This is a genomic window from Hansschlegelia zhihuaiae (genome assembly GCF_004103825.1).
GTDB classification, from domain to species: Bacteria; Pseudomonadota; Alphaproteobacteria; order Rhizobiales; family Methylopilaceae; genus Methylopila; species Methylopila zhihuaiae.
The window spans coordinates 1-19,752 of record NZ_RYFI01000029.1; the positions used below are offsets into that span (position 1 = coordinate 1).

A 19,752-nucleotide genomic window follows, 5' to 3' on the forward strand; every position below is an offset into this window, starting at 1 on the left:
TCACGCCTCGACGGAATCCCAACGCAGAATCGGAAAACCAAGGACCCGCTCTAATGTCTGACGCCGGCGCGCGGAAGTTGCGACGACAGCACGGCGAAGATCGCCGCGGTCGACCATCCCAGCACGAGAATGACGTTCATCGCAGTCAATGGGCCGATCAGCTCCCATCCGGGCGCGGGCAAGACGTCGCCATAGCCGAGCGTGGTGAAGTTCACGAGCGCGAAGTAGAACGGCCTCGCGCTCTCGGGGCCGACCCCGAGGATCCAGTAGGCCGCGGCCCAGATCGCGACCTCAACCACATGGGCGAGGTTGAGCAGAGCCACCACGGCGGTCATGAGAACGACCAGGCGGATGTGAGATTTCGCGGGGCCCGAGACGGCCTGGCGCCGCCTGAACGCCAGAACGATCGCGGCCATCGCGGCGGAGTGAACCGCGATCGTCGCAAGACTGACCGCGCCGCCGATGAGCAGCTGTCGCAACACGGCGCGCTCTCCCCCAGGCTTCGACTGCCGGTGGACGGAGCTGGAGCCTAACGAGGCCGGTCTCACGCGCGCCGGCCGTCACGTTTCACTGGCCTTGAGAGGCCTTGAACGCGTCGTAATAGCCCCGCCCGACCGTGCGGATCGCGGCGCCGATCTGCTCATAGACCTCGTCCGGCAGGTTGGCGAACGACACCCGCACGCTCCATTCGGGGGCGTCGAAGCCGCCGCCGTTCAGCAGCACGATCGAGTGGTCGTTGGCGAGCTTGTAGACGAGATCGAGCGGGTGAACGTTGGCCTTCAGCCAGGTCACCATCTCCTCGCCGGCGTATTCCCGGAGCCAGAACTCGAAGTCGATCGTGCCGTAATAGGCCGCGAAGTTCGGGTTGGGCTTCACCTGCAGGGGCAGTCCCTTCAGCAGGGTCCTGACCCGATTGTGGCAGATCTCCATACAGGCCTTCTGGTAGACCTTGTCGACGTCCATCAGCTCGGCCAGCGAGAAAAACGTCATCATCACCTGCTGCGGCAGCGACAGGCCGGCCGTGTGGTTGAGCGCGACGTCGCGGCTGTCCGCCACAAACCGGTCGATCATCTTGAGCTTGCGCGGCTCGAGCGTCAGCGCGCCGTAGCGCTTGTCGAGCGCCGCCAGTTCGTCGGCCGACAGATTGGCGAGCTTCTCCTCGAACACATTGTCCTCGTGCAGCGCGATGATGCCCAATCGCCAGCCGGTGCATCCGAAATATTTCGAGTAGGAGTAGACGCCGATGGTGTTGCGCGGCAGCTCGGCGAGCAGCGACCGGAAGCCTGGCACGAAGGTGCCGTAGACGTCGTCGGTCAGCAGGATCAGGTCCGGCCGCTTGGTCTTCACGAGGTCGACGATCTTCGACATCGTCGGCTCGTCGATCGCCATAGACGTCGGGTTGCCGGGGTTGACGACGAAGAACGCCTTGACGGACGGATCCTCGAGCTTCTTGAGCTCGTCGTCCGAATATTGGAACCGGTTCTCCTGCCTGGCGCGGATGTGCACCTGGTTGAACGCGTAATCCTCGAGGCCCGCGATCTCGACATAGGGCGTGAAGATAGGCACGCCGATCGCGATGGTGTCGCCCTTCTTGAGCAGGCGGTTCGCCATCAGCGACTTGAAGAGGTAGCACATCGCCGCGGTGCCGCCTTCCGTCGCGAACAGGTCGTAGCGGCCTTCGACCGGCTTGGCCCCGCCCATGGCGAATTCGATATATTTGTGTGCGACCTTCTCGGCATGGATGAGCATACGGTCCGGCACCGGGTAGTTGTCGCCGATGATCGAATCCGCGAGCTCGAACACGAAGGCGTCGGCGTCGAAGCCGAGCGTCCCGACGCCGTAGTCGACGGCGTTCCGGATGAACTCTGCGCCGGGCGGGCTCGAATTCTCGCCGAGCCAGGCGGTCAGCCGTTCAGCGATTCCGGCCGGCTGCGGCATGCCCGCAAGTCCCGCGCCGAAATCGTCCCGGCTGCGCCGGCAGTCCGCGATCGCGAACTGGCCGAAGGTGAAGAACGCCTCGCGTGGCGTGGTCGCGACCCAGTTCGGGTTGCCGCGGCCAGCGTTCAGCATGACGTGCGCGGCCTTCTTGGCGCTGCGGCTGGCGAGCCTGATCAGGCCGTCCTTGATCTCGAACGGGCTCATATGCTCGTAGGGCGTGAAGTCCATTGCGTTCATGGCGGCCTCCCGTGGGACGTTTGTCTTGGCGACGCCCAATATGAGAATGCTTTTTTTGCCGATACGCGTGGGTCCCGAGCTAATGCAGCAGCAGAACGATGATCAGTCCGCAGATCGTGAGCAGCGTGTTGCCGACCGCATAAGGCGCGCCGTAACCGAGAGCCGGAATCTTGCTCTTGGCCGCGTCCTGGATCATGCCGAGCGCCGCCGTCGTGGTCCGCGAGCCGGCGATCACGCCCAACAGCAAAGCGGGGTGGAACTTGAAGACGTAGTGGCCGAGGTAGAGAGCCGCGACCATAGGGGCGAGCGTCGCGAAGATGCCCCAGAGGAACAGGCTGATTCCGACCTCCCTCAGCCCCGCGACGAAGCCGGGTCCGGCCGAGATGCCGACGACCGCGATGAAGACGTTCAGACCGATCGTGTTCAAGACCCAGAGCGCCGGCCCGGGAATGCCGCCGAAGGTCGGATGGACCGACCGCAGCCAGCCGAGCGCGAGACCCGCGAGCAACGCGCCGCCGGTGGTGGACAGGCCGATCGGAATGCCGCCGAGCTTGATCGACAGGGCGCCGATCAGTCCGCCGACGGTGATGCCCGCCGCCAGGAACGCGATGTTGGTCGTCTCTGTCGGTCGGTCGGCGTAACCGAGTTCCGCCACGGCGCTTTCAACATGGCGCCGGCCGCCGATGATCGTGACGATGTCGCCCCTGAAGATCTCGGTCTCGGCCAGGACAGGAATCTCGACGCCGCCGCGCGTGATCTTCCGGACGTAGACGCCGCGCGCGAAGGGCGCCTTGGCGAGGTCCCTGAGCGTCGCTCCGTGATAGCCCTTCTTCGCCACGAACACGTCCAGCGCCTCGGCCGGCACGTCCAGCAGAGCGACGTCGTCGACTTCGTTGCGCACGGCGCCCAGTCTTTCCACCAGGATCGCCCGCGGCCCCGCGACCGCAACGACGTCGCCCGCCCGAAGGACCGTTTCGGTGGTGGCGTCGAAAATCGCGCCGCTGCGACGAATGCGCTCGACGAAGACGCGGTCAGGCAGCGCCAGCCGCTCCAGATCGCCGACGTTCCGTCCAACCGCAGGCCCGCCTTCGGCCACGAGATAGGCGCGTAGTTCCCAGTTCCGCCGGGCCGACACGACGCCGGGCTCGCCCGCGCCGGCGCCGCCCGACATCTGCTTCTCATAGTCTGCGCAGACTTTCGCGAGATCGATCCCGGTGAGCTTGGGGCCGAGCTGCGCCAGGAACCAGGCCGTTCCAATGGTTCCGAAGATGTAAGTGACCGCATAGGCGATCGGGATCTGGTTGATCAGCGGCTTCGAGACCTCCGGCGGGAGGCCGAGCTGGTTGATCTGGTCCGTCGCCACGCCGATGACGGCGGAGATCGTCTGGGACCCGGAAAACAGCCCGGCGGCGTAGCCGAGCTCCAGTCCCGCGAACTGCGCCGCGACGATGCTCGAGATCAGGCAGAGCGCCACCACGATGACCGCGAAGAGCATCTGCTTCGGGCCGTCCTTGCCGAAGGCCCGCATGAACTGCGGTCCGACGCCATAGCCGACGGCGAAGATGAAGAGGATGAAGAAGGTCGACTTGACGTTGGGCGAGATCGACAGGCCGAGCTGTCCGATCAGGACGCCGGCGAGCAGCGTGCCGGTCACGCCGCCGAGCGAGAAGCCCGCGATCTTGTAGGAGCCGATCCAAAAGCCGATCGCAAGCGACAGGAAGATCGCGATCTCGGGATAGCTTTTCAGGACGCCGACGAACCAGTCCATCTCGCGTCTCCATGCTTCCGTGTGGCGGATGCTGGCTTCGCGGCGGCCGATTTGAAACGAAGTAACAGTAACCGGCAGGTATCGGACGCAAACGGCGACGCGCTGGGCCGCTGGCGGGTAAAAACGGACTTTTCGGCCTCCGGCCGCGCCGCGGATCTGCCGCGCTTGAAACTGTGTCGAAACACGCATGGCCGGAAAAAGTCGTTATCCACGCCCGCAGCAATCCGAATCGATCATCGGGAAGGCTTGCGATGCGGTCGCAGCGCCTTGCGGAGGCCGGCGTGGGAGAAGCGCGAAAGCGGGGGCTCGCCAGGCTGTTGCTGCGATGGCCCAGCAAGCGCGCGGAGCTTCAGCGCCTCGCGCAAAATGACCCTGTGACGGCCGATCTCTGCGAAGCCTATGAGCTCGCCTGCGCCGCCATCGATTATTGGCAGCGGGTTGCGGGCGGCGCCGCCGCCGATAGAGTGATTGAGTATGGATCGCTAGCGACTTTGGTGGAAGAAGATATTTTATCGAGGCTTCACTAGGGCGATCCGGAAATGACCTTGCCAGGGTGCGATGTTCGGAGTTTTATCCAACCGGATAAGTGCATTTTTGAGAAAGAGCTGGGTCATTTTTTCTTGCTTTCGTGGTCAGCGAGACGCTCGCCGGGAAAGACAAGCGCAGCAAGGCCTATTCCATCGGCGTCGACGTCTTCGGGCGCGCCGCGGATTTCGACCCGAGCATCGATCCGATCGTGCGCATCGAGGCGCATCGCGTCCGAGCCGCTCTCTCGTCATATTGCGGCGGTCCCCGGGGCGCGCGATCCTGTTCAGGTGATCCTTCCGCCGGGAATGTGGACGTCTATCCGCCGGGGCCCGGGAAACGCGGTCGTCACAAAAGCCCTCAGGCGCTTGCTCGCACGACCATGACCGCTGCTTGAACTCGACGTCTCGGTTCACGCGCTCTCCGACTGCAAGCGATATTCGTGGCGCGTCGTCGATCTGCGAGACGGCCGCGGCTGGAGCGGCTGCGCCGATCAGCCCAACGACGCATCGCTGCTGGACCGGCGCGACGCTCGATGGCATCGCGCGCGCGGCGGCCGACACAGTCGCCGTCGAGGTCGCGCAGATGACGCGAGGTCACCACGAGCGCTGTTCGTCGGATCCCAAGGCTTGGCGAACACTCTCAAATCATTCAAGGCGACGCTCGGATCGCTCCTTCGACTTGTCGATCAATAAATGCCTCTTACGCCGGGCTCGCTCCGCTTCCGGAAGCGGACGTTTGGCCCCCCGCCGCTGGATGCGGAAGCGCTTTGCCTGTTCAGGCAGCGAAGCTCGTGGAGAGCGACAGGTCCTTCCAGGCGGCGATCTCGGCCGCCATCTGATCCAGCTTTCGCTCGACGAGCCCCAGAGCGTCCGCGCCCAGGAAGAGACGGACCGGCGGCTTGTCCGCATCGACCAGTCGCAGAAGGGCCTGCGCCGCCTTCGTCGGGTCGCCCGGCTGATTTCCGCTCTTGGCCTGTCGCGCCGTCCGCAGGGGATCCATGACGCTGTCGTAGTCTGAGATGCTGCGAGCGGTGCGCTGCATCGACCGTCCGGCCCAGTCGGTCCGGAACTGGCCCGGAGCCACAGACGTCACATGGACGTCGAACGCTGCGACCTCCTTTCCCAAAGCCTCGGATATTCCCTCAAGCGCGAACTTGCTGCCGCAGTAGAAGCTGATGCCGGGCATCGTGATGAAGCCGCCCATCGAGGTGACGTTGATGACGCGTCCGCGTCGTCGTTCGCGCATGCCCGGAAGGACGGCCTTCATCATCGCGACGGCGCCGAACACATTGACGTCGAACTGGCGGCGCAGGTCTTCGATCGAGGACTCTTCCATGACACCCTCGTGGCCGTAGCCCGCATTGTTGACCAGCACGTCGATCGGCCCAGCGAGGCGCTCGGCTTCGGCGACCGCCGCCGGCATCGCTTCAAAATCCGTCATGTCGAGTTGCAGCGCGAACGCCCGGCCCGGCGAGAGAGACTCGAACTCGGCCGCCGCGTCCGCGTTGCGAACTGTGCCGACGACGGCATGGCCGGCCTCCAGCGCTCCTTGCGCGAACGCCCGCCCCAGTCCGGAACTCACGCCGGTGATGAAGAAGGTCTTGGGTTGATCGGTCATGAGAGGTAGCCCTGGCTAGAGAGAACCGGATGGCGCAGCGCTCATCCATGACTTATATCATGATATAATTTTGACGTTGGATCAAAGCAAGGCCCCGGGATGGTCAGGACACGCAGCACGCAGACAAGGAGCGAAGCCTCCCGGGAGAAGGTCCTTGCGGCGGCGGAGCGGCTGATGCGCTCGGATCCCGCGCGCTCGTTCTCCATGCGGGACCTTGCGGCCGAAGCCGACGTCAGCTTCGCGACGCCCTTCAATCTGTTCGGGGGCAAGGCCCGCATCGCACAGGCGTTGTCCACGCGGCGGATCGAGGAGATGGCGGAGCGTGTCAGCGCCGCCCGCCTTGAAGGCGACTGCGTCGACCGCGTGCTGCAAGCGTCGGCGATTGCGATTCAGCTTCTTCTGGAGGAGCCGACCCTGAACCGCGCCATGTTGGCCGCCCTTGGCGCCTGGGCTGACGAGCCCGGTGAGGTCAGGGTCCGCTCCCGGGCGCTATGGGCCCTTGCCTTGGGAGATCTCGACGGGATCGATCCGCGCCTCAGAGCTGTGGCCTCAGCTAAGCTTGCCGATCACATTGCGATCGTCTTTCGAGGATGCCTGTCGTTCTGGGTCGCAGCCGAAATCTCCGATGAAGCACTTCCTCACGAAGGTGCGACCGCCGTCGCCACGGCGGTCGCCGCCTTCGCCCCGAAGGAGCGACGCGCATCGCTCCTGGGCATGAAGTGGGATTGAGGTCTGAGAGCCCTTTCGCTCAATGTCACGCAGTGCGTTCGCTCGAGGGCTTTCGCGCCAGCGCCACCGTCAGCCAAACGGCAGAGACGAGAAAGTAGAATGCGCCGAACGCCGCGTAGGGAGCGATGTCCGTGATTCCAGGGGACGTCTCGCCTGCCGCCAGCTTGAAGAAAAAGGCGCCTGCGAGCGCCGACTGCGCTCCGCTCAGGACCATCGCCCACTGGGCGCCCGCATTCCAGCGCCGCAGGCCGGTGACGAGCTGCGACAGACCCGAGAGGATCGCCCAGAGGCCGAATGCCGCCAGCACCGCGTGAAGGCCCCATCCAAGCGCGAACGCGACGGCGATGGCGGTGACGGCGCTGACCGCGGCGTTGACGGCCTGGCTCGGATTCGCCGTCAGGCCGCCGTTTCGGCGCGCGTCGAGGAGATTGGCGACGGCGTCCCAGGCGGGGTAGGCGACCAGGAGGATCGCCGCGACGGGCGGCATGCTCTTTCCGATGGTCAGAGCGGCCACGATCCAACCGATGGAGACCGCGGCGCGGGTAAAGTAATATGAACTCAGCCACCGCACAGCAATACGGTCGCTCTGTTGGACGATGTTCATCGAGATTTCCTTCCATGTGACGTCAAGATGGGAGTCGGAATAGATACCGATCTCCAAATCTCGGGACGGGACCAGGGTGCGACTTTGTAAAGCTTGAGGCCGACGTCATCCATGACGGAAACGCTTGAAAACTTGATCGATCTTCCGGACAGAGAGGCTCGCGGCGCTGCGTCCGGCGATCTCCTGTCGCATGTGCTCGCGCAGATCCGCCTCACCGGAGACCGTGTGCAGTCCCTCAGCATCGCGCCGACGGAGCGGTTGGACCTGGACGCCGGCTTGGGCCATGTCCTGGTGGTCGCTGAGGGCGCGCTTCACGCCGAAAGCGGGGTCGAGCAGCCCGGCACGGTCGACACAGGCGATCTTGTGCTGCTGCCCCGTGGGCCCGGAGAAAATCTCTTGGTGGCGTCTGGCGCGGGCGCCGTTGTGATCGCCTGCCGGTTCTGGTTCGATCCCTACAGTCTGCGGGGGATGATCTCCGCCCTTCCCCAGCGCATCCACATTCGGCGGGCCGAAGGGGCCGGATGGCTCGAAGGCATCATGCCCTTTCTCATGATCGAGGCTGCGGAAACCCAGCCCGGCGCAGCCCTGATGATTTCGCGGATCATCGACCTCCTGGTCATTCGCACCCTTCGGACCTGGGTCCATCTGGGGCGCACGTCTGGATGGTTGGGAGGGCTTTCGGACGCCCGGATCGCCCGCGCGCTTAAGCTCGTGCATGAGAAGCCGCTGCGACGTTGGAGCATCGAAGCGTTGGCCGAGGCCGCGGGCATGTCGCGGTCGAGCTTCTGCGAAAGGTTCATCGCCCTCGTTGGACGCTCACCGGCGCGCTATCAGAACGAGTGGCGGCTGAACCTTGCCCGGGACATGCTTGGCAGGCGCGATGCGCGTGTGGGCGAGGTCGGGCTCCGCGTCGGTTACCGGTCGGAGGCGGCCTTCAGCCGTGCCTACAAGGCTTTGTTCGGCTGGCCGCCGAGGGATGAGTTTCATCTGCCGAGTGAAACCGGGTCGCACGGCTGAGGCGCTCGCCTGATCCATCGACCGAAGCGACTACGGCCGGTGGCCGACCGATCGCGTCGGACGCGGCTGACCGATCGCGCCGCGCATGCGCCAGAAGCGGAAGCTGGCTTGCGATCGAAAAGCCGACGTCCCGCCTCCCGCCGAGCCGCGTTCTGACCGAGTCCGCTCCGCCCGGGCTGGTCGCGAGATAGGCGGTGAGGGGGTGGATCCCGCCGAACGCGACAAGCGTCCAGGCGAAGAAGGCGCAGATCGCGATAAGCGCGAAGATCGAAATCAGAATCTGCGGTAGAGCGCGAGTGGCGTGAGCTAAATCTCGCGCGTGAACCATTGGCGCGAGAAGCGGGCCGGCCGGGATCTTCAGCGCCCGGGCGAGCGGGACGCCGAAGGCCACGACGGCGACTGTCAACAGCAGACCCGGCCAGTCGACGGCGGGAAAGAAGGCGCGCGGCGCAGCCGCTCCGGTGGGCCCGATCCAGATCCGCGAGACGATCGAGGCCGTCGCGACCACCATCACGACGCGGGCGTATTGCATAAAGGCGACGAGGCGGAAGTCGCGCCATAGCTCTGGGACATCAGCGTCATGGCGGCGGCGGCTCCCGGCGAGGAGCCCCACACCGCAGTCGTCGCCGGCAGGACGCCGGTGCGCGCGATCGCCCGCCCAAGCAGGCTGCTGGCGAGCGTGATCGCGGCGATCGGGCCGATCAGCAGCGGCCAGTTCGCGGCGATCTCGCCGAGCGCCGGGGCCGGGACGCCGTGCCCGATCAGACAGCCGACGACGCCTTGCGCCACAAGGAAAGCGCCACGGTGCAGGCGCGCCTTGCCGCCCGAAACCGCGACCGCGATCGAGGCGACCATTAATCGAACAGGACCGCGGTCGGAAAGCGTGAGCAGCTGGAGGGAAAGATCCAGGAGCCCTACGGAGTCGAGAAGGCGAGAGCCAAAGATGAAGTGGACGCCTGGTCATCAGGATATGACGGTCGTCACTGAACCCAATGCCACGCCGATAAACGAGGCCGCGACCTTCGGGTTGCGGCCCCTTTTTTGCGGTCTGATTTGGACCGTGGGCGAGTATTGGGTGGAAGGTTGGAGAGCCGCGGCCGAGAAAGCCCCGGCTGTCCATTTCGGTTTTCAGGCGAGCGTGCGGACGTTCGGTTCGCGATCCCAATAGCGCTTCTTTGCGGCCTCCACGAAGCCGTTCAGATCGACGACGCCCTCGTCCGGCTCGACGCCCGCCTTGTCGAGCAGCGGCTTGGCGGCGGCGTTGTGGCCGATCGCCTTAAGATGGGCGAACGCGTCCATGACCCATTGGACGGCGGCGCCTTCCTTGGTCAGTTTCGCAGTGGCCTCATCCGACAACACCACCGCGCAGGCATCGACCGTGACAGAGGGCTGACCGAAGAGCTGCGCGTCCGCGCTGATCGTCGAGCCGTCCGAGAGCGGCACCTGGCCGACCTTCGGGGCGATGAGCATGGGGCGACCGCCGGCCGTCTTGACGGCCTCCTTCACCTTCTTCAGTTCGCTCGCGTCGGTGCCGTCCGCGAACAAAATGCCGACCGTTCGGCCCTCCAATGTGTGCTTCTCAAGCGGCCCCCGAATGATCCTCAGCGCTGGAGACGGCTCCATGTCGATCGGCGCGACCTTGGCCGCCGAGGCCTTCGGCAGCTTCATCGCCAGTCCGTTGGCCACCCGTCGCGCCAGCTCCTCGTCGACGTTGCGAAGGTTCGCCATCACCGCGAGACGGATGTGCTCGATCGACACCTTGCTGAGTTCGAACACGAAGGCGGATGCGATGTGCGCCTGCTCGGCCGGGTCCATCGATCGCCAGAACAGCCGCGCCTGACTGTAGTGGTCCGCGAAACTCTCGGCGCGAATGCGCAGCTTCTGCCCCTGCTCCTCCGCAGGATAGGTCTTGAAGCCGTCGGCCGGATCCTCGCGCGGGCCGCCGATCTCCCCGGCAAGATGAAGCGAGTTCGGCTCGTAATTGGCGCGACCCTTCGGCGATTGCATCTGCATGTGACCGTCGCGCTGGAGATTGTGGAACGGGCAACCGCCCTCACGGCCCTTGGCTTGGTTGACCGGGATCTGGTGCCAGTTGGTCGAGCCCAGCCGCTTGATCTGGGTGTCCTGGTAGGAGAACAGTCTGCCCTGCAGCAGCGGGTCGTTCGAGTGATCGATGCCTGGCACGAGATGGCTCGGACAAAAGGCGACCTGTTCGGTCTCGGCGAAGAAGTTGTCGGGGTAGCGGTCCAGCACCAGCTTGCCGACGATCCGGACGGGCAAAACCTCCTCCGGAATGATCTTCGTGGCGTCGAGCACGTCATAGGGCTGGCCGTTTGCGAACTCCTCGTCGAACAGCTGCACGCCGAGATCCCACTCTGGATAGTCGCCCCGGCCGATGCGCTCGAACAGGTCGCGGCGCTGATAGTCAGGATCGGCGCCGGCCGTCTTGACGGTCTCGTCCCAGATCGAAGACGCGAGGCCGGCCTTCGGCTTCCAGTGAAATTTCACGAAGGTGCTTTTTCCTTCGCGGTTGACGAACCGGAAGGTGTGGATGCCGAAGCCCTCCATCGTGGCGAAGCTCTTCGGCAGCGTCCGATCGGACATCGCCCACATGATCATGTGGGTGGATTCCGGCATCAGGCTGATGAAGTCCCAAAACGTGTCGTGCGCGGTCGCGGCCTGGGGGTATCCCCGATCCGCCTCCATCTTGGCGGCGTGGATCAGGTCCGGAAATTTCATCGCATCCTGAATGAAGAAGACCGGGATGTTGTTGCCGACCAAATCCCAGTTGCCTTCGCGCGTGTAGAACTTGACGGCGAAGCCGCGCACGTCGCGCGGCGTGTCGACTGAACCGGCGCCGCCGGCCACGGTGGAGAATCGGACGAAGACGTCGGTGCGCTGGCCCCTCTTCTGAAACAGATCGGCCCGCGTGATGTCGGCGAGGCTATCGGTGCATTCGAAATAGCCGTGCGCCGCCGTTCCGCGAGCGTGCACGATCCGCTCCGGAATGCGCTCGTGGTCGAAGTGGTTGATCTTCTCCCGGTAGACCTCGTCCTCGAGCAGCACCGGACCTCGAGCGCCAGCCTTTAGCTGGTTCTGGTTGTCGCTGATCGGAGTCCCGTGATTGGTCGTGAGAACCGGGTGATCGGCGTCCGTGGTCTGGTGGGTTTCGCCGCCATTGCCGGCGTTAAGTGAAACGCTTTTGGTCATGTCGCCCTCGTTGAACTCATGGGCGCAACGGCTGCGCTTTGGACAAGTTCCAGACGTCGGTAGCCTGTTGCGAGAGCGCTGCTCGAAGGGCAGCCGCGCTGCAAGCGGTGTGCTCGAAAACCTGATCCGGTCGGTCGGAACCGCGTCATTCAAGCGACCATCGCCTTCGCGGGCGGCGACGGTCGTCGCCATCGCGGGAACGCAAGAGAGAACATGGCCGACGCAGATCCGGAGCCGACGAAGGCCGCCGCCGACTACAGTCGCTCAATCGATCGAGCCGTACGTCTGATCAGGCCGGCGCGCTCGAACCCCACGAGCCACCCCTCCATCGGCCATCGCCCCCATTTTCCGCGAAAGACCTCGGCATTCCGGATGATGTCGTCGAGGTTCTCGAGCGGCGGATCGCTGACAAAATGATGTTGGTGAAACGCCCGAACGTCTCCTGTCAGCACGATAGGGACTCCTGCCGCCTCAGCTGCGAAGCCGAAGTCGGTGTCCTCGCCGCCATAGCCGACATAGGCTTCATCGAAGCCTCCGAGCGCCTCGAATGTGGTCTTCCGCACACCGAACGCCAGCGACCAGAACAGGCCGGCGTTCGGCTCGACGCGACGTCCGGAGCGTGGAAACGGGCGAACGGGATGCGTGCGGCCCGCCGCGACGAGATCGGGCTCGTCCCATGCGCCGCGCGCGTCATCCGGGCCGAGATACAGCACCTCCGGGCAGATCAGACCGTCGAGTTCGGCCAGAGCGTGAGCCATCGCGCCGACCAGCGATCGAGACGGGATGCAGTCGGCGTCGAGGAACAGCAGATGGCGACCGGTCGAACGCCGCGCCGCGAGGTTCCGTGCGGCGGCGAGCGGAAGCGCCTCGACGGGCAGACGCACGAGCCGAACCGGAAAGCCGCAGGCGCCGACGGCGAGCGCCTCGTCGTTCATATCCACCACGACCAATTCGTCCGGCGGAACGTCCGACCGACGCAAGCCCTCAACGAGGTTCGTCAGATGCGCAGTCCGGCCGCGCGCGAGGGTAAGGACGCTCAAGGTCATGACACGCGCCGCCACATGTCGAGCCGGTAGCGCTCGTGGCGCTCGGCGCGGAGCCTCTCGATCGGGACGCGCATGGCGGCGTCGAACTTCGCGACAGCGTCGTCGCCGCTCTGCGGATAGTCGGTCTCGCCGGTCCAGTGCACCAGCAGCAGGTCGCCGCCGCGCGCGAGCGCCCCGTCGGCCCAACGCCCGGCGGCCGACAGATCCTGATCGTCGAGATAGTACAGGACCTCGGACAGCACGATCAGGTCGAACAGGCCGTCCGGCGCTTCGGCCGGAAAGGCGCGACGATCGAACCGCGCGCCGCTGCAGCGGGTTGCTGCGCGCGCCAGCGCCGTCTCGCTGACGTCGATCGCCAGCAGGTCGAGGACATGCGCCGACAGTTTTTCGGTCAGGACGCCGATGGCGCAGCCGACCTCGAGCGCCGCGCGGTATTTTCGTCCCCCGAGCGCGGCGACGGTGGCCCGGTATTTTTCAGCCTCATAGGCGCTCGTCTCGAACCGCCAGGGATCGGGGTCCGCCGCGAACATGTCCTCGAAATAGACCGGCGGCAGGCTGTCCCTACGCCGCATGCCGGAGCCGCGCCGGATAGAGCAGGTCCGCTGCCGGCATCCGCCTCAGCCGGTCCGGCACACGAAAGCCGTCGCCATAGAGCGGCGTCATCTGGCTACGATGGGCGGCCAGCGCCAAGCGCCGCGGACCTTGCGGCGTCACCCCCGTTCGAAAAGCGGGGCCGGACGGATGCTGCTCCGCCCACACGACATAGTCGAACACCTCCACGGGCCGCATCGCCGACCGCGCGACGTCGCGGGCAAGCGCCGCCACCGCTTGATGGTCGCAATGCGGATCAAGCGGCGAGGTCGCGGCGATTGCGTCGACTTGTAGCCGGCGGCAAAGGCTCCCGAGCCGGCGCGCGGACCGACGCCATCCTTCATCCTCGCGCAGCGGCGGGCGGGCGTCGGGCCAATCGAGAAACGCCGGCGTGGGAGTTTGCGGGCCTAGCCGCCGCAGGGCGGCGCGCGCTTCCTGCCGCCGGGTCTCGGCGAGATCGCGCGGACCTTGGGCCCCGTGCGAGCCGCGCCCGTCGGTTACGAACACGACGCCCGCGAGCCGCCCTGCAGCCGCGGCCTCGGCGATCAGCGCGCCGGCCCCGATGGTCTCATCGTCGGCATGCGGCGCCAGGACCAGCCAGCGGGCCATCGCCCACCGACTGCGGGCGAGCGGCGTCGCAAAGCGAGGACGCGTCACCACAGCTCGTCCCCGTCGCCCCACGCATCGTGGTCGAGAAACGCCTTGGCGGCCTCGTCGCGGGCATGGTCGGGGCCGGCCTGACGCAGATAGAGGCTAAGGTCACGAATGATCTTGTCGATGCGCGAGCCGTCGACGGCGCTCCGCGTGCCGACGATGCGGGCGCAGAGCTCCATAACGTCGAGCGCCGCTCGCTCCACCACGCCGCGAGCAAGCAGCACGAAGGGCTTTGCGTCGGGATGCTCGGACGCCGCGCGATCGGCGGCCTCGCGCGTCCAGAGGAAAGCGCCGCGCGCGGCGGCGACGGCCTCGGCGAATTTCGCGCGCTGGAGCGGGTCCGCGCGCGCCGCTACGGACATCGCCGCGCGGGTCTCGGCCAGAAGCGCTTCGACCCCGCCGAGCTGGACGGCCAAGAATCGCCAGGCGCCGGCCGTGAAGCGCGGCTCGCGGTCATAGTCGCCTGGCCCGCCGAGCAGTTCCTCTCGAGACGGCCGGAGCCCGGTGAGGTCGTAGGTTCCGCTGACGGTGGCGCGCATGCCTCGGACGCGCCATCCCGAGACGTCGGCGCGGGCCTGCTGGTTGGCGGGGACGATCACGAGGCGACGTTCGCCCGAAGCGGGCCGCGCGGTCACCAGCGCGAAATCGAGGCTTCCGGCCCCGGTCGCGAAGCGCTTCGCGCCCGACAGCCGGGGACCGAACGGGTCGTCGTCGAGCGTCACGCCCGGCGGCGGCTCGGTGGCCCAGACGCCGTAAAGCCGGCCTCCGTCCAGGTCTTGAACGAGCCTCCGGCGCTGACTGGGCGAACCGTACCAGCCGAACAACTTCAGCGCGTTGACATGGCCCTCGAAGATCCGGCCAAGGCTGAGATCCGCGCGCCCGACCTGCCGGAGCGCCTGGAGCAGCGCACGGTTCTCCTCCTGAGGCGTCTCGAACGCCTTACCTCCGGCGTCCGGGGACGCGAAGGCGCGGTGCATGCCGCTTTCGACCAGCAGCGCGACGCTCTCCTGCGGCCAGCCGCCCTCAGCGTCATAGCGCGCGCCGAACTCGGCGAGGCGGCCGGCGAGCGCGCCGAACTGGAGCTTGGTCGAGGATGGCTGCGTCATCGGTCCGCCTGTCCGAGAATGAAGGAGGCGGCCTTCGCAGGTCCGTCCGGATCGTGGAAGCTCGACAACCGCAATGGATCGATCGCTTCCGCATCCGCCAGCACGCCGGGCCATTCCGCCGGCCTTGGCCAGGCGGGCAGGACGACGGCGGCGCCAGCCTTTTTCAGCGCGTTCGCCTTGGCGCGCTGCTCGTCGAACTGGCGATCCTCGGGAACGCACACGAAGGGCCGCCCCCCGGCCGCCGCCGCCGACAGGACTCCGTCGCCAGCGCCGCCGACCACGACCCCCGCGCGGGCGATCTCCTGTTCGGCGTGATCCACCCAACCCGCGACATCGAGATTGGCCGGCGGAGCGAGGGGCCTCGCCATAGGCCCGATGACACGCCACCGACGCGCAGGCGTCGCGGCCGCCGCGTCTGTGACGTCCTCCGGCGTGGTCTTGGCGCCACCACGACCGAAGGCCACGAGGACGACGTTGTCGCGCGACGCGGCCGAGGCCGGGGCCGCCCCGAGGCCGGGCAAATAGCGGGTCTTCGATACCACCCAGCCCGGGGCGTCATAGACTTCGCAGCGCCGGTCAAAGGGCGCGATCAGCGCCTGCGCGCCGCGGAAGGCGTCGAGATGGGCCTCGTCCCACCGCGCGCCCGCGAGCCGAACGTAGATCGTCGGCGTCGCGCAAAGCCGCGCCAGCATCGCGATTTCGACCGATACGTCCACCACCATCAACGCCGGACGCCGCTCGGCGATCCAGCCCGCGACGGCTCTCGCCCGTCCGCGGACGCCGTCATGGTGCACTGGGGCATAGTGCAGCGAGTCCGGTCGTTCGCAGGCGTTGTCTTCTCCGTCGAAACCGCTTCCTGTTAGGCGATCGTCCGGCAGATCCAGCGTGTCGAACGGACCTTGGAGCCCCGCGACGCCCGTGCCGATCAGCGTCAGACGGCCCGGCGCCTGCTTCGCGATCGCCATAGCGCGACGCCGGTGGCCTTCGCCGTGATGGTGGACGTAATAGCCGATCGGGGCCTCGGTCACGCCGCCGCCTCCGGCGCGGCCGGCGCTATCACCACGTCGCAAGCCATCGGCGGCAGCGCCGCTTCCTGCGCCGCGACCGCGGCGTCGCCGCCGGCCAGACGCACCATGCGCCGCCAACGCGCCCGCGCCCGCCAGTGGTCGAGCGAGGGAACCGCCATGGCGGCCCCGATCCCTTCCGAAAGCTCCTTGAGCTTCGCGGCCATGCCGCCTGCGGCGCGAGCGTCGGTGCGTGCGGAGACACGCGTCCAGACGTCGATCGGATGCGCCAGCCGGAAGCCCTTGGCCCGCGCCGCGGTCACCAGGGCCCGATCCTCGCCATCGGGGATCGCGGGAACGCCCCCCGAGGCGCGATAGGCCGCGACTGTCACGGCGAGGCTTCCGCCGGTGTGGTCGCCATGGCGCGGCGGCGGGTCCCAGGAGACCGGGTCGATCTCGTCCTCGGTCGCCCGCACCGCGCGCCAATAGGCGGCGAGCGCATCCCAGCGCGATCGCACGAGCGGCGATATGTGCTCCTCGTCGTCGAGAACCAGCGCTCCGCCGACGAGATCGACGCCGCGCTCGATCGCCTCGAGATTGCGCCTCACCCAGTCGGCGGGCGGCCGCGCGTCGGCGTCGGTCGTGATCAGCACGGCCTGCCCGTCGGCGTCCAAGAGTTCCACGCCGATATCCATGGCGAGGCGCCGGGCCGAGCCCGCATGCACGGCCTCGGGTGGAAAAATCCGTTCGTCGACGCGGATCGCGATGAACGATCGCAACTCGCCCGCTATCCGCTCGACGACCTCGCGGGAGTTATCGGTCGTATTGTTGAGCGCGATGACCACGGGCAGGACGCCGGGGAGGTCCTGCGCAGCGAGCGCCCGAAGCAGGCGTGGCAGGCGCTCCACTTCGTCGCGCGCCGGCACGCAAACGCAAACCCTGCGGACGAAGGGGTTTTGACTCATTCGGCCGCCACCAGCGTCGCAGGCGCCGGATCGGGCTGGACGTTCCCGGCCAGGATCCGCCCATAGAGCCGCTCATAGACGCTGACCATCAGCTTGGCGTCGCAATGGTGCTCGGCCCTCAGCCGGCAGGCGCGCCGGTCGAGCGAAAGCGCCTTGCGGGCGGCCTCGGCAAGGTCCGCTGCGTCGTCGGGCGCCGCCAGCACGCCGCAAGTCTCGTCCACGACCTCGGCGATCGCGCCACGCGCGAACGCCGCAACGGGTGTGCCGCAGGCGAGCGCCTCAGCCGCGACAAGGCCATAAGGCTCCTCCCACCGCGGTGTGAACAGCAACGCGCGAGCGCCGCCAACGACAGCCGCGAGTTCGGAATGCGCCAGGTGTCCGAGATGGCTCGCGCCGTCGCCAAGCAGAGGCCGGATCTCGCGCTCGAAATAAGCCGAGTCGGCGACGGGGCCTGCAATCCGCAATGGCATTCCCACGATGCGCGCCGCCTCGATCGCCAGATGAAGACCCTTTTCGGGGACGATCCGCCCTGACCATGCGAGATAAGGCTCGTCCGCAGGCTGTTTCTGGAAGCGGAAGCGGTCGAGGTCGATGCCGTTGAGCACCACGCCCCTCACGGGCGCGATCGGGCTCCAGAAACGGCGAAGCGCGTCCGACACTGTCACGAAGGTCGAGCGCGAGGAGCGGCATAGCCGAACGCCACTCTCCAGCCAGCAGAAAGGCGGCGTGTGCAGGGTGGTCACCATCGGCATGGTCAGCGCGTCCGCCATGGCGACGGGCAAATAGTGGATCGAGTTGTTGTGCACGATGTCGAAGTCGCGGCGTCGCAGCTCGTTCATGAGCCGCAGATAGGCATGGTGCTCTCGGAAGAACGCGACGTTCGTCGCCTCCGCGAGACCGACCTCGCGGATCGCCATATCTTCGCAGATCGGCTCGACCCCGACCGCGGGGTCGGACCCGTCCGAGGCGAACACTGTGACCTCATGGCCGCGACGCCGCAGGCCGCGCGCCAGCAGATGAGTGTGGGTTTCGAGGCCGCCGCAGAACGGCTCCCCGATTGGATGCTTCAGATGCGCAATGATGCCGATACGCAAGACGTCGCCTCGTTCTGTTCGAGACCGCTGGAGCGGACCGACGGCCCCGCCAATGGCGGGCTCAGGCGGCCAACTGTTCCGCGATCTTCGTCAGGCGCTCGTCGGCGGCCTTCTCCTCTTCCAGCGTCTTCTGCAGCAGCGGCGTCGCTTCGTCATAACCGAGCTTCACCGACCACGCCTTCAGCATCCCGTAGCGCGCCATCTCGTAATGTTCGACCGCCTGCGCGCAACCGATCAGCACGTCGTCCGACGCAGGCGAGTCTGCAAAATCCTCGAGATCCTCCTCCATCTCGGATGCGATGCCCTGCATGGCTTCGCAGGTCTTGGCGCGCGGCGCCTTGCCGATGATGTCGAAAATCTCGGACAACCTTTCGATCTGTGTCTCGGTCTCCTGAAGGTGCTCCTCAAACGCACGCTTGAGGTCCAGTTCTTTGGCGACCTTCGCGGATTTCTTGAGCGCTCGAGCGGAGGCGCGCTCGGCGAAGAGCACATCCTTCAGGGTCTCATGAAAGGCGTCAGCGAGCGTCTTGGTCGTCGCCATTTTAGGTCCTCTCCCGGGTTTGTTTGACAGGGAGAGTCCGGGTGCGGGATGGCCGTTCCGGCGGTCGCGAGAGAAATCGAAGCTCGCATCAAGATTTGCGGGGATCGGACCGGATTCCGTTATACGGATATAAATTCCGCGATCTGGCGGCCTATCCAGCGCTCGGCTGCGGCGAGGTTTGCAAACAGTGGAGGCTTGGTGCTGTCGACGCCGTTGAAACCGGCTTCGAGGCTCCACTGGCCGAGCGCCGGCCCGTGATTGGCGTCGTCGAGACGAACCAGCACGGCGATCAGCTTGCCCTCGTGGAAGACGAGCCGGCCTTCCTCGTCGGCAGAGCCGGTCGCCACCTTCACGGGCTGGAACTCTATCACGGGCGCTCCTCTCGATCCTGCCGGAAATGAAGATAGCCCGGGTCAAAGTCAGCGAACGCCTTCAGCGCGGCGACATCCGGGATCGTGATCTCGCGGCCCGACTGGCTGATCAGCCCTGCGCCGCGGAGGCGCTGAAGCGCACGGTTGACCGACACGGTCGTGAGGCCGACCGTGTCGCCGAGCTCGTTCTGGGAAAGCTCGAGCTTGAAACTGTCGGCGGTGGCCTGGCCGACAACCTGCAACCGGACCAGCAGTTCGCATAGGATGTGAGCGACGCGCGCGCTCGGCGTCCGACGGCCCATATTGACCAGCCATTCTCGCAGGATCGATCCGTTGACGAGCTCCGACCACCACAGCGCCCGGGCGAGCGCGGGTCGCGAGGTCAGCATCAAGACGTGCTCTTCCGTCAGTTGAGCGATCCGGCACTGCGTGCGCGCCGCCATGCCGTGATCCATCCTGTCGAACAGGAAGCCGTAGAGGTCGCAGAAGTCGCCTGGCACGAGATAGCCGATGATCTGCCGCTTACCGTCGGGCAGAGTCTTGTAGCGAAACCCGTGGCCTTCGATGATGACGTGCACGACGTCCGTATGGTCGCCCTCGCGCACGATGTCATCGCCGGCCTTTAGCGTCTTTCCGCGTCCGACGACCGCGTGAAGCAGCTTTTTGTCTTCTTCCGGCAGCGGATGGAGCGCCTCGAGCTTGCCGATAATCGATTGAGACAAGAAAGGCTCC

General features: G+C 66.4%; 20 protein-coding genes and 2 pseudogenes. 4 read left to right on the forward strand and 18 right to left on the reverse strand.

Annotation, left to right across the window (positions count from 1 at the left end; genetic code table 11):
- Positions 1-50: 50 nt before the first annotated feature.
- From EK403_RS20595 to aspT, 3 genes are all read right to left on the reverse strand, one after another.
- Positions 51-482, reverse strand: a complete 432-nt coding sequence (locus EK403_RS20595; protein ID WP_245479830.1) for an ion channel — start codon at positions 480-482, stop codon at positions 51-53.
- Positions 483-567: 85 nt separating this feature from the next.
- Complete coding sequence (locus EK403_RS20600; protein ID WP_128779338.1) at positions 568-2,175, reverse strand: bifunctional aspartate transaminase/aspartate 4-decarboxylase; 1,608 nt, start codon at positions 2,173-2,175, stop codon at positions 568-570.
- Between the two features lie 79 nt (positions 2,176-2,254).
- Positions 2,255-3,943: an aspartate-alanine antiporter gene (aspT, locus tag EK403_RS20605; protein WP_128779339.1), complete on the reverse strand. Its 1,689-nt coding sequence runs from the start codon at positions 3,941-3,943 to the stop codon at positions 2,255-2,257.
- Between the two features lie 173 nt (positions 3,944-4,116).
- Here aspT and EK403_RS20610 point away from each other — a divergent pair, with 173 nt between their 5' ends.
- A complete protein-coding gene (locus EK403_RS20610; RefSeq protein ID WP_128779340.1) occupies positions 4,117-4,470 on the forward strand; it encodes a hypothetical protein in 354 nt (117 codons plus the stop codon).
- Between the two features lie 83 nt (positions 4,471-4,553).
- Here EK403_RS20610 and EK403_RS22585 read toward each other — a convergent pair whose 3' ends face one another.
- Positions 4,554-4,697, reverse strand: coding sequence for a hypothetical protein (locus EK403_RS22585; RefSeq protein ID WP_164919703.1), 144 nt, complete (start codon positions 4,695-4,697; stop codon positions 4,554-4,556).
- Between the two features lie 548 nt (positions 4,698-5,245).
- Positions 5,246-6,088 (reverse strand): oxidoreductase, encoded by an 843-nt coding sequence (locus EK403_RS20615; protein ID WP_128779341.1) that lies wholly within the window; start codon positions 6,086-6,088, stop codon positions 5,246-5,248.
- A gap of 174 nt (positions 6,089-6,262) precedes the next feature.
- On the opposite strand from EK403_RS20615, the gene EK403_RS20620 reads away from it, so the two are divergent.
- Positions 6,263-6,817 (forward strand): TetR/AcrR family transcriptional regulator, encoded by a 555-nt coding sequence (locus tag EK403_RS20620; protein WP_206659601.1) that lies wholly within the window; start codon positions 6,263-6,265, stop codon positions 6,815-6,817.
- 25 nt (positions 6,818-6,842) lie between these two features.
- Here the strand turns inward: EK403_RS20620 and EK403_RS20625 are convergent, their stop codons facing one another.
- Positions 6,843-7,421 (reverse strand): DUF308 domain-containing protein, encoded by a 579-nt coding sequence (locus EK403_RS20625; protein WP_128779369.1) that lies wholly within the window; start codon positions 7,419-7,421, stop codon positions 6,843-6,845.
- Between the two features lie 111 nt (positions 7,422-7,532).
- Here EK403_RS20625 and EK403_RS20630 point away from each other — a divergent pair, with 111 nt between their 5' ends.
- Complete coding sequence (locus tag EK403_RS20630) at positions 7,533-8,438, forward strand: AraC family transcriptional regulator (protein WP_128779343.1); 906 nt, start codon at positions 7,533-7,535, stop codon at positions 8,436-8,438.
- Here the strand turns inward: EK403_RS20630 and EK403_RS22590 are convergent.
- A pseudogene (locus EK403_RS22590) lies at positions 8,356-9,293 on the reverse strand (AbrB family transcriptional regulator). The gene EK403_RS20630 and the pseudogene EK403_RS22590 overlap by 83 nt on opposite strands.
- A 21-nt stretch (positions 9,294-9,314) precedes the next feature.
- Here EK403_RS22590 and EK403_RS23510 point away from each other — a divergent pair.
- A pseudogene (locus EK403_RS23510) lies at positions 9,315-9,425 on the forward strand (CsbD family protein); the annotation flags it as partial.
- 141 nt (positions 9,426-9,566) lie between these two features.
- Here the strand turns inward: EK403_RS23510 and EK403_RS20640 are convergent.
- The 11 genes from EK403_RS20640 to EK403_RS20690 form a co-directional block, all read right to left on the reverse strand.
- A complete protein-coding gene (locus EK403_RS20640; protein WP_128779345.1) occupies positions 9,567-11,648 on the reverse strand; it encodes a catalase in 2,082 nt (693 codons plus the stop codon).
- A gap of 254 nt (positions 11,649-11,902) precedes the next feature.
- Positions 11,903-12,694: a glycosyltransferase family 2 protein gene (locus tag EK403_RS20645; RefSeq protein ID WP_128779346.1), complete on the reverse strand. Its 792-nt coding sequence runs from the start codon at positions 12,692-12,694 to the stop codon at positions 11,903-11,905.
- Positions 12,691-13,266 carry a class I SAM-dependent DNA methyltransferase gene (locus tag EK403_RS20650; protein ID WP_128779347.1) on the reverse strand — a complete coding sequence of 192 codons (576 nt, stop codon included), beginning with the start codon at positions 13,264-13,266 and terminating at the stop codon, positions 12,691-12,693. The genes EK403_RS20645 and EK403_RS20650 overlap by 4 nt, the downstream gene beginning before the upstream one ends.
- Positions 13,256-13,942, reverse strand: coding sequence for a PIG-L deacetylase family protein (locus tag EK403_RS20655; RefSeq protein WP_245479831.1), 687 nt, complete (start codon positions 13,940-13,942; stop codon positions 13,256-13,258). The genes EK403_RS20650 and EK403_RS20655 overlap by 11 nt, the downstream gene beginning before the upstream one ends.
- Positions 13,939-15,045 (reverse strand): acyl-CoA dehydrogenase family protein, encoded by a 1,107-nt coding sequence (locus EK403_RS20660; protein ID WP_128779348.1) that lies wholly within the window; start codon positions 15,043-15,045, stop codon positions 13,939-13,941. Before EK403_RS20660 ends, EK403_RS20655 begins: the two co-directional genes overlap by 4 nt.
- Positions 15,042-16,073, reverse strand: coding sequence for a glycosyltransferase (locus tag EK403_RS20665; RefSeq protein WP_128779349.1), 1,032 nt, complete (start codon positions 16,071-16,073; stop codon positions 15,042-15,044). Before EK403_RS20665 ends, EK403_RS20660 begins: the two co-directional genes overlap by 4 nt.
- The gene (locus EK403_RS20670; RefSeq protein ID WP_245479832.1) at positions 16,070-16,957 is read right to left on the reverse strand and encodes a glycosyltransferase family 2 protein; all 888 of its coding nucleotides are present in this window, start codon (positions 16,955-16,957) and stop codon (positions 16,070-16,072) included. Before EK403_RS20670 ends, EK403_RS20665 begins: the two co-directional genes overlap by 4 nt.
- Before the next feature lie 53 nt (positions 16,958-17,010).
- Positions 17,011-18,108, reverse strand: coding sequence for a glycosyltransferase family 4 protein (locus EK403_RS20675; RefSeq protein WP_128779351.1), 1,098 nt, complete (start codon positions 18,106-18,108; stop codon positions 17,011-17,013).
- 61 nt (positions 18,109-18,169) lie between these two features.
- Positions 18,170-18,649, reverse strand: a complete 480-nt coding sequence (locus EK403_RS20680; RefSeq protein ID WP_128779352.1) for a YciE/YciF ferroxidase family protein — start codon at positions 18,647-18,649, stop codon at positions 18,170-18,172.
- 119 nt (positions 18,650-18,768) lie between these two features.
- Positions 18,769-19,020 carry a hypothetical protein gene (locus EK403_RS20685; protein WP_128779353.1) on the reverse strand — a complete coding sequence of 84 codons (252 nt, stop codon included), beginning with the start codon at positions 19,018-19,020 and terminating at the stop codon, positions 18,769-18,771.
- Complete coding sequence (locus EK403_RS20690; protein WP_128779354.1) at positions 19,017-19,742, reverse strand: Crp/Fnr family transcriptional regulator; 726 nt, start codon at positions 19,740-19,742, stop codon at positions 19,017-19,019. Before EK403_RS20690 ends, EK403_RS20685 begins: the two co-directional genes overlap by 4 nt.
- Positions 19,743-19,752 lie beyond the last annotated feature (10 nt).

Bases quoted from the DNA above. Each gene is read 5' to 3' on its own strand.
- EK403_RS20615 (WP_128779341.1), bottom strand. From the start codon at position 6,088: ATGACCGATCAACCCAAGACCTTCTTCATCACCGGCGTGAGTTCCGGA.
- EK403_RS20660 (WP_128779348.1), bottom strand. From the start codon at position 15,045: ATGACGCAGCCATCCTCGACCAAGCTCCAGTTCGGCGCGCTCGCCGGC.
- EK403_RS20645 (WP_128779346.1), bottom strand. From the start codon at position 12,694: ATGACCTTGAGCGTCCTTACCCTCGCGCGCGGCCGGACTGCGCATCTG.
- EK403_RS20650 (WP_128779347.1), bottom strand. From the start codon at position 13,266: ATGCGGCGTAGGGACAGCCTGCCGCCGGTCTATTTCGAGGACATGTTC.
- aspT (WP_128779339.1), bottom strand. From the start codon at position 3,943: ATGGACTGGTTCGTCGGCGTCCTGAAAAGCTATCCCGAGATCGCGATC.
- EK403_RS22585 (WP_164919703.1), bottom strand. From the start codon at position 4,697: ATGCGCCTCGATGCGCACGATCGGATCGATGCTCGGGTCGAAATCCGC.
- EK403_RS20680 (WP_128779352.1), bottom strand. From the start codon at position 18,649: ATGGCGACGACCAAGACGCTCGCTGACGCCTTTCATGAGACCCTGAAG.
- EK403_RS20625 (WP_128779369.1), bottom strand. From the start codon at position 7,421: ATGAACATCGTCCAACAGAGCGACCGTATTGCTGTGCGGTGGCTGAGT.
- EK403_RS20640 (WP_128779345.1), bottom strand. From the start codon at position 11,648: ATGACCAAAAGCGTTTCACTTAACGCCGGCAATGGCGGCGAAACCCAC.
- EK403_RS20620 (WP_206659601.1), top strand. From the start codon at position 6,263: ATGCGCTCGGATCCCGCGCGCTCGTTCTCCATGCGGGACCTTGCGGCC.
- EK403_RS20630 (WP_128779343.1), top strand. From the start codon at position 7,533: ATGACGGAAACGCTTGAAAACTTGATCGATCTTCCGGACAGAGAGGCT.
- EK403_RS20600 (WP_128779338.1), bottom strand. From the start codon at position 2,175: ATGAACGCAATGGACTTCACGCCCTACGAGCATATGAGCCCGTTCGAG.